11 protein-coding genes are annotated in these 12132 nt (G+C 60.0%); 3 read left to right on the forward strand and 8 right to left on the reverse strand.

Annotation, left to right across the window (positions count from 1 at the left end; translation table 11 throughout):
- Positions 1-580: 580 nt before the first annotated feature.
- The 3 genes from M0D64_RS24540 to M0D64_RS24550 all read right to left on the reverse strand — a co-directional run bounded on the left by M0D64_RS24540 (position 581) and on the right by M0D64_RS24550 (position 4392).
- Entirely contained in the window at positions 581-2092 is a 1512-nt protein-coding gene (locus tag M0D64_RS24540; protein WP_154567360.1) for an aldehyde dehydrogenase, read from the reverse strand.
- 20 nt (positions 2093-2112) lie between these two features.
- Entirely contained in the window at positions 2113-3513 is a 1401-nt protein-coding gene (locus M0D64_RS24545; protein WP_266259581.1) for an MFS transporter, read from the reverse strand.
- Between the two features lie 147 nt (positions 3514-3660).
- Complete coding sequence (locus tag M0D64_RS24550) at positions 3661-4392, reverse strand: enoyl-CoA hydratase/isomerase family protein (protein WP_266259582.1); 732 nt, start codon at positions 4390-4392, stop codon at positions 3661-3663.
- 133 nt (positions 4393-4525) lie between these two features.
- Between M0D64_RS24550 and M0D64_RS24555 the strand changes: the two genes are divergently transcribed.
- Positions 4526-5287 (forward strand): GntR family transcriptional regulator, encoded by a 762-nt coding sequence (locus M0D64_RS24555; RefSeq protein WP_266259583.1) that lies wholly within the window; start codon positions 4526-4528, stop codon positions 5285-5287.
- A gap of 15 nt (positions 5288-5302) precedes the next feature.
- Positions 5303-5854 carry a DinB family protein gene (locus tag M0D64_RS24560; RefSeq protein WP_266259584.1) on the forward strand — a complete coding sequence of 184 codons (552 nt, stop codon included), beginning with the start codon at positions 5303-5305 and terminating at the stop codon, positions 5852-5854.
- A gap of 88 nt (positions 5855-5942) precedes the next feature.
- On the opposite strand, the gene M0D64_RS24565 is transcribed toward M0D64_RS24560, so the two are convergent.
- Positions 5943-7109, reverse strand: a complete 1167-nt coding sequence (locus M0D64_RS24565) for a porin (protein ID WP_171927822.1) — start codon at positions 7107-7109, stop codon at positions 5943-5945.
- A 439-nt stretch (positions 7110-7548) separates the two neighbouring features.
- Here M0D64_RS24565 and M0D64_RS24570 point away from each other — a divergent pair, with 439 nt between their 5' ends.
- Positions 7549-8331 carry an alpha/beta hydrolase gene (locus tag M0D64_RS24570; protein ID WP_266259586.1) on the forward strand — a complete coding sequence of 261 codons (783 nt, stop codon included), beginning with the start codon at positions 7549-7551 and terminating at the stop codon, positions 8329-8331.
- Positions 8332-8348: 17 nt separating this feature from the next.
- On the opposite strand, the gene M0D64_RS24575 is transcribed toward M0D64_RS24570, so the two are convergent.
- The 4 genes from M0D64_RS24575 to M0D64_RS24590 all read right to left on the reverse strand — a co-directional run bounded on the left by M0D64_RS24575 (position 8349) and on the right by M0D64_RS24590 (position 12119).
- Positions 8349-9287: a LysR family transcriptional regulator gene (locus tag M0D64_RS24575; RefSeq protein WP_266259587.1), complete on the reverse strand. Its 939-nt coding sequence runs from the start codon at positions 9285-9287 to the stop codon at positions 8349-8351.
- Positions 9288-9323: 36 nt separating this feature from the next.
- Positions 9324-10511 (reverse strand): acetyl-CoA C-acyltransferase, encoded by a 1188-nt coding sequence (locus M0D64_RS24580; protein ID WP_266259588.1) that lies wholly within the window; start codon positions 10509-10511, stop codon positions 9324-9326.
- Positions 10512-10540: 29 nt separating this feature from the next.
- Positions 10541-11305, reverse strand: coding sequence for an SDR family NAD(P)-dependent oxidoreductase (locus M0D64_RS24585; RefSeq protein WP_266259589.1), 765 nt, complete (start codon positions 11303-11305; stop codon positions 10541-10543).
- Between the two features lie 88 nt (positions 11306-11393).
- The gene (locus M0D64_RS24590; RefSeq protein WP_154567369.1) at positions 11394-12119 is read right to left on the reverse strand and encodes a nitroreductase; all 726 of its coding nucleotides are present in this window, start codon (positions 12117-12119) and stop codon (positions 11394-11396) included.
- Positions 12120-12132 lie beyond the last annotated feature (13 nt).

The following is a 12132-nucleotide window of genomic DNA, read 5'->3' on the forward strand; positions in this document are numbered from 1 at the left end:
GAGCGCGCGTTGCCGCCGGCCCGCGCACGCCTCGGCGAGGCCAAGCTGTCGATACGCGGCAACCTGTCATTCGCACGATCATGCCTTGACGTTGCTACGCTCAGAGAACGGCCGCTTACGAGAAAAGCGTGAGGCGGGACCCGACCCGGAGCGGTCTCCCGACTGGCTAGATAGCGGTCGTTCGACGGGCATGTTGGAAGCGATAGTAATACCCATGGACAGTCTGATCAGAGCCGTACTTCGAAGCAGCGTACGGCGCCAGCAATGCTGGCCTCCAGATGTTGACACGGTCAAAATGCCTTTTTGCCGGTGCAACGCCTCAGGCCCCGATGGCGTCTCTCACCGAGATTGTTCCGTTCTGCACCGCTTTGACTTCTTCGGGTCCAAGGCGGACCATTCCGCACTGGCCACGCAATTGCATCTTGCGGAAGCCCCCGCGTGCAATCTTCTGGCAGCGTGCCTTCGCGGACATCACGTACCCTTAACCCTTAGCATTGGACTGCTCTCAAAGCGACGTTGCAGTCGATTTTACACACGTCTATGGAACCGTTTGAAGGGCTGCAACGTCGCTTCAGAAGAATCAATTAAGACGTTTCAGTTCACCATCGTCCGCATACCAGTCGATGGTTTTGCCGCTTATATTGATCGTTACCGCACGCGGTTCGCTGAACTGATCGAACGATTCGACGCCCGTCTCGCGCCCCACGCCGCTGTTCTTGAAACCGCCCCACGGCGACGCCGGGTCGAGCCGGTGGTGATCGTTGACCCAGACCATGCCGAATTCGAGTTTGCTTGCGACGCGATGCGCGCGCGCGACGTCCTGCGTCCACACGGAAGCGGCGAGGCCGAACTGCGTGTCGTTGGCGATACGGATCGCGTCCGCCTCGTCGTCGAAGGGCATCACGACGGTGATTGGCCCGAACACTTCATCCTGACCGATTTCCGAACGCGGATCGACGTCATACAGCACGGTCGGCTCGATGAAAAAGCCCTGCTTCAGGTTGGACGGCACGCCGCCGCCCGTCAGCACCTTTGCACCCGCCGCCTTCGCGCGCTCCAGCATCGCGAGAACGCGCTGGCGCGAGCGGTCCGAAATCACCGGGCCGAGTTGGGTCTTCACATCGGCAGGATCGCCTACGCGAATACCCATCGTCTTCGCGCGGAAACGTTCGAGAAACGCCACATAGATCGACTTCTGCACCAGAATCCGCGCGCCGCACACGCAGGTCTGCCCCGCGCCAATGAAGGCCGCGAACGCCGCGCCGTTGACCGCGCGCTCCATGTCGAAATCGTCGAATAGCATCACCGCGCCCTTGCCGCCGAGTTCGAGCGTCGTCAACGCGAAGGTGCGTGCCGCCGCTTCGCCAATCGAGCGGCCGACTTCCGTGCCGCCCGTGAATACGACCTTGCGGATCAGCGGATGCTGCGCGAGCGCCGCGCCTGCCTCGCGTCCTTCGCCGTTCACGACGTTCACGACACCCTTCGGTACGCCTGCTTCATCCAGCAGACGCACGAGGCGCACAGTGGTCAGCGGCGTCTGCTCGGACGCCTTGATGACGACGCTATTGCCCGTGGCGAGCGCGGGCGCAAGACTCTTCGACAGAATCATCAGCGGATGATTGAACGACGTCATCAACGCGACGACGCCGAGCGGCACGCGCTGCGTGTAGCAGAGGTACGGCCCTTCGATCGGAATCACGTCGCTGCGGCGCGTCAGCGCAAGCGCCGCGAAATAGCGGTAGAACTGCGGCAGACGCGAAATCTGCGCGCGCGTCTCCGAGATCGGCCGGCCGTTGTTCAGCGTTTCGAGTTTGTAAAACTGTTCTAGATCCGCTTCGAACAGATCGGCGAAACGGTTTAGCACGCGCGCGCGTTGCTGGATCGGCATGTCGCGCCACGCGCCGCTTTCGAACGCGCGATGGCCCGCGCGCACCGCGCGGTCCACATCCTGTTGAGACGCGGCCGCGAGCGCGCCGATTACTTCACCCGTCGCCGGGTTGACGATGTCGAGCCTACGGCCGGTGTCGGCGTCTGTCCATGCGCCGTCGATGAAAAGCTGTGCATCGAGATGTGTCTGGTTCACTGTGTCCATAGAGATCAATTCCAGGTGGTTCACTTGAGAGGCGATGCATGCGCGTCAGTGCGCATCGCATCGCTTGCCTGTAGGTCGGCGGGCTGCAGGTCTTCGAGGCGCTGGCCGGTCGGCTCGACGCCGAGCCACGCAACCACGACGATCTGAATGACGAGCAGGCCGATCATTAGCGTCAGCACACCGACGATGCCGTGCTGCGCATACAGCGCGACGACGATAAACGGCGTGACGATTGTCGCGCCGCGACCCAGCGTGTTGCAGATGCCCGAGGCGCGCAGCCGGACTTCGGTCGGGAAGAGTTCGGGTACGTAAATCGCGAACAGCAGCGCGACAAGCACGTAGATCGGAATAGTCAGCAACAGGCCGACAAGGGGCAGCAGCAGCGGATCCGAGACGAACGGATAGATCGCGCCGAACGCGATTGCCGCGAGCGACGCACCGATGATGGTCGGCTTGCGGCCCCACGAGTCCGCCGTCAATGCGCCGATTGCTGAGCCGATTGGCGCGCCGAGCGACATGACGAGCGCGAAGCCGAACGACCTCGCGATGCTGAAGCCCTGATGCACGAAAAAGGTCGGCAGCCAGGTGACGAAGCCGTACAGCAACGTATTGATCACAACGAGCGTCACGCAGCCCACGATCATCCGTTGCAGCATCGTGCCGCTGAAAAGCGATCCGAACGACAGCAACGTTGCCGCTTGCCCCGACGTCTTCGCGACAAAAGGCGGCGGCAGCGGCTCGCCGCCGCGCGCTTCGGTGACTTCGCTTTCGATGCGATTCAGGATCGCGCCGGCTTCCTCATGGCGACCAACCGAGTCGAGCCAACGCGGCGACTCGGGCAGCGACTTGCGCGCATACCAGACACCCAGCGCGCCGAAGCCGCCCAGCACAAACATTGCGCGCCAGCCGAATGCTGGAATCAGCAGCAATCCGATCAGCCCGGCGACCGGCAACCCGGACACGACGAACACGGCCATCAATCCTTGCAGCTTACCGCGCTTTTGCGGCGGCACGAATTCGGTCAGTGTCGAATAGCCGACGACATTTTCCGCACCGAGTCCGAGGCCCATCACGAAGCGGCACGCGATCAGCACGCTCATGTTCGGCGCGAGCGCCGCACCGAGCGACGCGAGTCCGAACACCGCAAGATTTGCCTGATACGTGAAACGGCGGCCGAAACGGTCGCCGAGAAAACCGGTGCCAAGCGAACCGAGCATCATGCCTAGAAACGTTAGCGACACGAATAGCGCATTCTGGCCGAGTGTCGAGAAGCCGGTTTTGAGCGTTGCACCGAGCACGGTCGACGCGACATAGATGTCGAAGCCGTCGAAGAACATGCCGATGCCAATCAACCACATGATGCGCCGATGAAATCCCGACATCGGCAAACGGTCGAGCCGTGGCCCTGCGTTGACGTTCATGTCTGTCTCCTGTTGACCAGAGTTGGCGCTTTGGCACTGACTCCGGTCCCATGCAAGATGCTTGCTGCCGGCGTGCTGAAGAAACGCGAGCCTTCCCAGGATAAGTTCGCGCGCGCCATGTGCGGACTTCGATGGGTGAGCTTGCGCTCAGCGGCCCTGCATCAGTCGCAGGCTCGTGACGGTCAGCATGTCGGTCGCGCTGCGGAAGTTCTGTTCGATCGGGCTTTCCTCCGCCGACTGAAAGAACGCCTTGCACTGGCGCACGCCTGCATCGTCGAGCGCGAGGATGCGATCGGTGAGGGCGTCGGCGTCGCCGCGCAGCGCAGCAGCCTCGCAGACCTGCGTGATCAGCCCCGCCTGCAGCGCGGCGGCGGGCGTCAACGTGTCGCCGAACAGCACCATTGGAAACAGCGTCTTCGGCAAAGCGTAGCGGCCCAGATAGGCCATGATCGCGGCGGGCGGCAAGCCTTTGCGCATCTCGGGAAACGCGAGCGTCGCGCGTGACGACACTAGCGTGAAGTCACACAGAATCGCGAGTCCGAAGCCGAAGCCATGCGCATCGCCATGCACTTCCGCTATCGAAATCATCGACGTACCGCGCACGAGGCGCTTCAGTTCGATCAGCCGCGCGACTTCCGAACGGATCGCCACTGCGTCGCGGCCGGCGCGCTCGCGTCCGGTACAAAACATGTTGCCGCTCCCGCGGATGCGCAGCACACGCGCGCTCGGCTCTGCGGCCTCGCTGCGTAACGCCGCCGTCATTGCCTCGAACATCAGGCTGGAAACCTCGTTGCCCGCGTCCGGGCGATTCAGCGTAAAACTCAGCACGTTGCCCGTTCGCTCGATCAAAACCGGCTGCGGGAATGGACTGCGATCCATAACTTCTCCTGTGTCGACCGGCGTTGACGCTTCAGCGCTTACTCCAGTGCCGTGCAAGTAATTGCGGGTGTATAATCTGTATACAGCGTATTCACAGAACCATGAGGTGTCAATGCCTTCCAGTAAAACTGCAATGAAAACTGCCGAAGCCGCCGCACCGAAGGACGCGAAAGGTGCGCATGCAGGCACACATTCGCTTGACAAGATCGCGAGCAAATATCACTCGCGCATGCGCACGGTCGATGCATCTAGCGACTCATTGAGCGAAGGCGTGGTGGTACCCGCGTTGCGCGAGGCGATCGTCGAGGGCGTGCTTGCGCCGGGCAGCCGCCTTTCAGAAGTTCAGGTCGCGAAGCAGTTGAATGTAAGCCGCACGCCGATGCGCGAGGCGTTCGCGCAACTCGAACGCGAGGGACTGGTGACGGTGCTGCCGCGTGTCGGCGCGTACGTGCGCGCCGTGACGCTGCGCGATGTCGAGGAGATTTACACGGTCCGCGCCGCGCTTGAATGTCTTGCCGTACAGCTTGCGTTGGAGCGCATCACGACACTCGGCATCGCGCAACTTGACGACGTGATCGAGGCGATGCAGGTGAGCGTCGATGCTGGCGATCCGGTGGGTTACGTAGAAGCGCTAGACCGCTTCTACACAATCGTGATGACGATCGCCGACAACCGCACGCTGCAGGACAGTCACGCTGGATTGATCGGACCTGTGCGCCGCCTGCGGCGCATAGCGATGGCGCGCGGCGGCCGTATGCAGGCGTCGTTCAGTCAAGCGGTCAAAATTCGCGATGCCATTGTGAACCGCTCGTCGAACGTGCAGGATTTGATGCGTGAACAACTGGCCGGCGCGTGTCGTGCTGCGCTGGACGTGCTGAACGACGCGAGCGAATAGTCAAGGAAACGAGTCATGCTCAATACGCAAACCACCCGCATTCTTTCCCGCTATAAAACCTGGGCGGACAACGTGCTGTTCGATTGCATCGAAGCATTGCCGCCCGGTGAAGCCGTCAAAACGCGGCAGACCTTGTTCAAGTCGATGATCGGCACGCTGAATCACATTTACGTGGTCGATCTGATCTGGAAGGCGCACCTCGAACGCAAGGAGCACGGCTTCACGACACGCAACGTGGTCGTGCATGCCGATCTACACGACCTGCGTGGCGCGCAACAGGACATGAACACGTGGTTCGAACGCTGGGCGGATGAACAGACTGACGCGTCGCTGGCTGAGACGTTGTCGTTCGCGTTCATATCCGGCGAGCGTTCGGCTATGTCGCGCGGCGCGATGTTCATGCATCTCGTGAACCACGCTTCGTATCATCGCGGCTGGGTTTGCGAAATGTTCTTCGACGTTCCCGCCAGGCCGCCCGCTACCGACCTGCCTGTTTTTCTTACACCCCACCCGGAGGCCAGTTTTCCGCCCCCTTCGCACGCGTCGCACGATCAGGTGAACGCATAGCACGAGGTGGGATGGGAAATCGACCGGATGCACGCTTGTAAAAGCGAGCGTGCGCAGGAGAGGGTGTGCTTGGGTTGACAGAGCGCGACTAGAACTGATGCCGGATTCCGATACGAGCGACCGCTTGATGACGATTCGAAGAAGGCGACAAATCGGCAATGTTCGCGACCGCCGCGTGGCCGGTCGAGTCGTCTCCGCTCGCCGTCTGCCATGCACCTGAAATATAGACATCGGTGCGCTTGGACAGCTTGTGATTCACACCGGCGGAGAGCTGATTGTATTTGGCGCCCCCAATGGTTTGAGTCACAGCGTTCCCTTTCAGGAAGTTGTAGGCCGCTCCAACCGACCAATCCGGGGCAATCAGGTACTGCAGGCTGACTTCCGCGTCGTTGAAATCCGCACTGCTTTCACTAAGCGTGGCAATGTTCGAGTAGCGAATGTTCGAATAGGTCGCGCCCACGACCACGTGTCCGAACGCATATGAACCGCCGGCCGCTACGACCTGGTACGTTCTTGCCGACGCATAGCCGCTGTAGATCGGGCTCGCGGTCAGCCCGTTCGACGTCGCGGTATCGGTTGGGTTGCTCCCTAACAAGGACGCCGCCGGATTGTTGACGTGTGAATATGCCACGGACATACCAAGCGGGCCTCTCGCAAAATGGGCTCCGAAAGAGTAGGCCTGATTGGTTGCAAGCGAGCCTGGCACACCGCCGAAGCTATAGAGACTTTCGAATCTCAAACCGCCGTAGTCGGGGCTCTGGTACTTGACTGAATTGTTCTGGCGACGTGTGAAGTTGAAATTGTCGAGGTCGCCGGGATGTGCCGCGTGATCCGAGCCAAGATTTGAATCACCGAACTCGTATATTCCGACGTAGTCGATGATGGGATCGTATTGCCGCCCGAGCGTCACAGTGCCATACCGGTCGCTCGACAAACCGACAAAGGCCTGTCGGCCAAATTCATCACCTCCTTGCGCGAGATTTCCGGTGTTGAGTTCGAAGCCGTTCTCGAGCGTGAAGACCGCCTTGAGGCCGCCGCCGAGATCTTCGGATCCTTTGAGTCCCCAACGGGACCCATTCAGACCATTGTTGGCATCGAGTCGAAACAGTCTGCCGCCGCTTTTGCTGCCGGCAACAGGCACATTGCTGATTGCTTCGAAGCCCTCATCAATGATGCCGTACAACGTAATGCTGCTTTGCGCATGCGCGGCAGGGACAGACACAACAAGAGCACATGTCACCAGGATTTTTTTCATTGGCAAACTCGCAGGATGCCGGCGTCGCCCGCAGCGCGTGGAGAGCGCAAGCAGGTCCGACATTGCCGAAGCGGAAGAAAGAAAAATCAAAGGCAATGGACGAAACGAGCGCCGGCTCAATTTATTCCGCAGATTCTTCAGAAAGCGAGTCCGTGACGGTTCAATCAGGACGTCAGCTTCCCGGCTCGACCCGCATCAGCCGTTCGTGCTTGTCCAGATGCAATGGCTGCTTGCAGACGTTGACTCAAAAAAAACTTTGCAGTGAACGGAATGTTTGCACCGGGACTGTGTTTGCACCTTCGTACACCAGAATCCAGCGCCCGCTTGCAGTCGCAAGCATCGACCGGATGATTGGCTGGGTATGGTTCGTCTTTCGACTCGTCATTGCGGCTGAGCGAAATTCGCGAATCTCATCCTTCACATATCTCGGAGAAGTCTCATGAAGTTGAATTCGTTTGTCCTCGCCGGTTTCGCCTGCGCCACGCTGCTGAGCGCAACGACGTCATTCGCACAGGACAGCACCGCCGCTCCGTCCGCACCGATCAAGAACGTCGTGCTGGTTCACGGGTTGTTTGCAGATGGTTCGAGCTGGGGGAAAGTGATTCCGCTACTGCAGGCAAAGGGCCTGCACGTGACGGCGGTGCAGAATCCGACGACCTCGCTCGACGCGGACGTGGACGCGGTCAAGCGCGCACTTGCGCAACAGGATGGCCCGACGCTGCTAGTCGCGCACTCGTACGGCGGGATGGTGATCAGCCAGGCTGGCGATGATCCGAAAGTGGCCGGCCTCGTGTACATTGCCGCGCGTGCGCCGGATGCCGGCGAGGACTATCCGGCACTGACGAAGAAATTTCCAGCCGCGCCCGCATCGGCGGGGCTTCAGTGGTCGGCCGACGGCTACGGCCAGCTATCCGAGCAGGCATTTTTGAAAGACTTTGCCGGCGATCTGCCGAGGGCTGAAGCAGATAAGTATTATGCGGTTCAGCAGCCCATTGGCAAGGCGATCACGATGGCGAAGACGACCGTCGCCGCGTGGCACGACAAGCCGACCTGGTATGCGGTGTCGACTGAAGATCGGACCATCAACACCGATCTGGAGCGCTTCATGGCGAACCGGATGCACGCGCATACGATCGAGCTTAAGTCGAGCCACGTGTCGCTGCTGTCGCATCCGACTGAAGTGGCAAATCTGATCCTCGAAGCGACCGGAGAGCAGAAGTAGAGTGGCGCTTGCATCAATCAACGGTGAATGAATCTGCTAGCGGCTTCCTGATCAGCCGCCAGCTTCGCCGGCATGGTATCCCTCAGATAGTCCACCCAGCTGCGAATCTTTGCGTCCACGTATTGTCGCGATAGATACATCGCGTAAAGTCCCATCTCCTGCGAACTGTATTCGGGTAGAACCCACGCAAGTTCGCCGTTGCGCAATCCGCTGATCGCCGAATAAATCGGAATCAGGCCGATTCCTAGTCCTTCCCGTACTCCAGTGACAAGAGCCTCTGGTGTATTGACTTCCAGCAAGGCTGGCCGGAGTCGAATGGACTCCTCTCCGTTTGGCCCCTCGAAGGACCACACGTTCATTGGAGATTCGGGTGTGTTCAGGTGGATGTACGAATGCGCTTCGAGATCGTCCGGCTTGTGCGGGACACCATGGCTCTCGATGTAAGTACGTGATGCGCAAACAATGCTGAATGCACTACCGATTTTCTGTGAAATGAGCTCTGAATCCGATAATGCCAGTGCCCCGACAATTGCAACGTCGCAGCCATCTTCGATGAAATCCGGCGTACCATTGGCGAGCGTCAGCCGGACTTTCACTTCAGGATATAGCTGTTGATATGCACCGATCGCCTTGATGAGGTAGTGCTGTCCAAACCCGACCGGAGTGCGAACCCTCAGTTTCCCACACGGACGCGCATGTGCGTCACCAGCCTCCGCCTCAGCCTGTTCGATCAGTGCCAGAATCTGCATGCAATGATCGTAATATCGCTCACCAGCTTCAGTCATCGCGATGCGTCGTGTGGTCCTGTTGAGCAGTCGGGTTCGAAGGTGTGCTTCCAGATCCGAAACGGCGCGTGAGGTCTGGCCAGGAGTGGCGTCCATGCTGTTCGCCGCCGCGGTGATGCTCCCGGCTTCGACGACGCGCACAAAGACGCGCATGTCTTGAAGTATGTCCATGCAGAGCTCCCGATACGAGTCCAACCGGCGCTTACGTTAAATTATCTCGATGGCCATGGCGGTGGCTTCGCCACCGCCGATGCAGAGGCTTGCAATTCCGCGCTTTCCGCCCGTCGATCTGAGGGCCGCAAGCAAGGTGACCAGAATGCGTGCTCCGGACGCGCCGATAGGGTGACCGATGGCACAGGCGCCGCCGTGTATGTTGACCTTGTCGTGATCGAGCGTCATGTCCTGCATGGCAGCCATCACGGCGACCGCGAATGCCTCGTTGATTTCCCACAAATCTACGCTGGACGTCCCCCATCCAATCCTGGACAGTAGTTTCTTAATCGCGCCCGCGGGAGCGGTGGTAAACAGTCTCGGCTCCTGAGCGTGGGTGGCGTGCCCGGCGATAGCGGCCAGAGGCTTGATCCCAAGTCTCTCGGCACTTGAGAGGCGCATCAGCACCAGCGCAGCGGCACCATCGGAAATCGAACTGGAGTTAGCCGCAGTTACTGTGCCATCGGTCTTGAAAGCGGGTTTCAGGCTGGTGATCCTGTCCAGTTTGGTTTTGCCCGGCTGCTCATCGTGCTGTACCAGAACTTCACCTTTTTTGCTGGAGGTCATCACTGGGATGACCTCCCACGCGAACGCACCGGACCGAATAGCGGCTTGGGCTCGTGTGGTTGACTTTATTGCGTAGGCATCCTGATCCTCCCGGGAGAATCCGTAAGACTCGGCGCACTCTTCAGCGAAGGTGCCCATTTGACGGCCACGGTCGAAATAAGCATCTTCCAGACCGTCGAAGGACATATGGTCGAGAATCTGTCCGTGACCAAGGCGGAAGCCCCCTCGTGCCTTCGGGATGAAGTAAGGAGCGTTTGTCATGGACTCCATGCCTCCCGCAACAATGACCTCGTTGCTGCTCGCCATCAGGAGATCATGGGCTAGCATGGCGGCTTTCATGCCGGAACCGCACACTTTGTTAACAGTGGAGCAGACCACCGAGAGGGGTAGCCCGGCGCCGATGGCCGCCTGGCGCGCAGGGGCCTGGCCGAGTCCCGCAGGCAGCACACAACCCAGGATGAGTTCCTGCACCTGCTCGGCGCTAATGCCGGCTCGCTGGATAGCGGCCTGTACGGCAACGGCACCGAGCTGCGGCGCCGTGCGATCGGAGAGACTCCCCTGGAAGCTGCCAATAGGGGTGCGGGCGGCTGAGACGATAACGACGGGATCTTTGGACATGATTCGTTCACTGAAAAGATGGATGCGGTTTATTTGGCGGCCATACGAATGGCGCCGTCGAGGCGGACGACCTCGCCGTTCAGGTATTCATTCAAGAGGATGTGCTCCACCAGAGCGGCGTATTCGGCTGGCTTACCCATCCGGGCTGGGAACGGCACCGTTTTGCCCAGCGCCTCCTGTACTTCAGCGGGCATGCCAAGCAGCATCGGCGTTTCCATGATGCCTGGAGCCACTGTCATAACCCGGATGCCGCAGCGCGAGAGTTCCCGCGCGAGTGGCAAGGTCATCGCCACAACGCCGCCTTTGGAAGCGGCGTAGGCTGCCTGCCCCACCTGTCCTTCAAACGCGGCCACGGAGGCTGTGCAGATGATGACGCCACGTTCGCCGGAGGGCACTGGCGGACAGGCGCTCATCATCTCCGCCGCATTGCGGGTCATGTTGAAAGTACCAACCAGGTTGATATTGATCGTCCGGGCGAACGCTTCCAGCTTGTGGGTTCCTTCACGGCCGATGACCTTTTCGGCGGGAGCAACGCCTGCGCAATTGATGAGTCCCCTGAGGTGTCCCATTTCCATGGCCGCCGCAAAAGCTGCCCGGGCGCTGTGTTCGCTGGCGACGTCGGTGGCAACGAATCGGGCATTCGGCCCTAGCTGTGCGGCGATGGCCTCACCAGATTCGGGGTTAAGGTCCGCCAGGACCACCTTGCCGCCCCGCTCGACGATCATCTTCGCCGTGGCCGCCCCCAACCCGGAACCGGCACCGGTCACTACAAATACGTTGTCTCTTATCTGCATGTCTGTTTTCCTTTCATGTGACGCTGCGCTGATGCATTCGTTACGTGGGTCGCTGACTGGTGTCTGGATTCGCTCCCGATGCACGCTGCTAATCCGAATAAAACGTTGTAAACGAGCCGACCTCCGCTCTTTCCGTGACGAGGGTGTTCTCGATGCGCGAGGCATCCGCAAATCCGAGACTCATGCCGACAACAAACCTCTCACCTGTCTCCAATCGAAGTTGATCGGCAATGACCTTGTGGTACTTCATAAATGCTGCTTGAGGGCATGTGCTCAAGCCATGAGCACGGGCAGCGATCATGATGTTCTGCAGGAACATGCCGTAGTCGAGCAGGCTACCCTGCTGCATGACGCGGTCGATTGTGAAAAACAGGCCGACGGGCGCGTCAAAGAATTGATAGTTGCGGCTGTGCTGGGCCAGCATCCGTTCCTTGTCGCCCTTTTCGATTCCAAGCAACCCATATAGCTTCCAACCCACAGTCCGTTTTCTTTCAAGGTATGGAGATATCCACTCGCGCGGGTAATAGTCCCACTCGTCCGTGCATGTCTCGTCTAGTGCCGAGTCGTCATTAACCCGTTGGATCGCGGCACAGATACGGTCTTTGGCGTGCCCCGTGACGACGTGTACGCGCCAGGGCTGAATGTTGACTCCCGTGGCAGCGAAGCGCGCTACGTCCAATATCGATTCCACCGTCTCCCGAGGAACCGACGTGGGCAGAAACGCCCTGACGCTGCGACGCGACAGGATCGCCCATTCGATGGCCTTGCGCAGCGCATCGGCGTCCATCGCCGGTGGTGTCTCACTTCTCTTCATCTGTCACTCCATC

The sequence above is a fragment of the Paraburkholderia sp. WS6 genome, from assembly GCF_030464835.1.
Classification (GTDB): domain Bacteria; phylum Pseudomonadota; class Gammaproteobacteria; order Burkholderiales; family Burkholderiaceae; genus Paraburkholderia; species Paraburkholderia madseniana.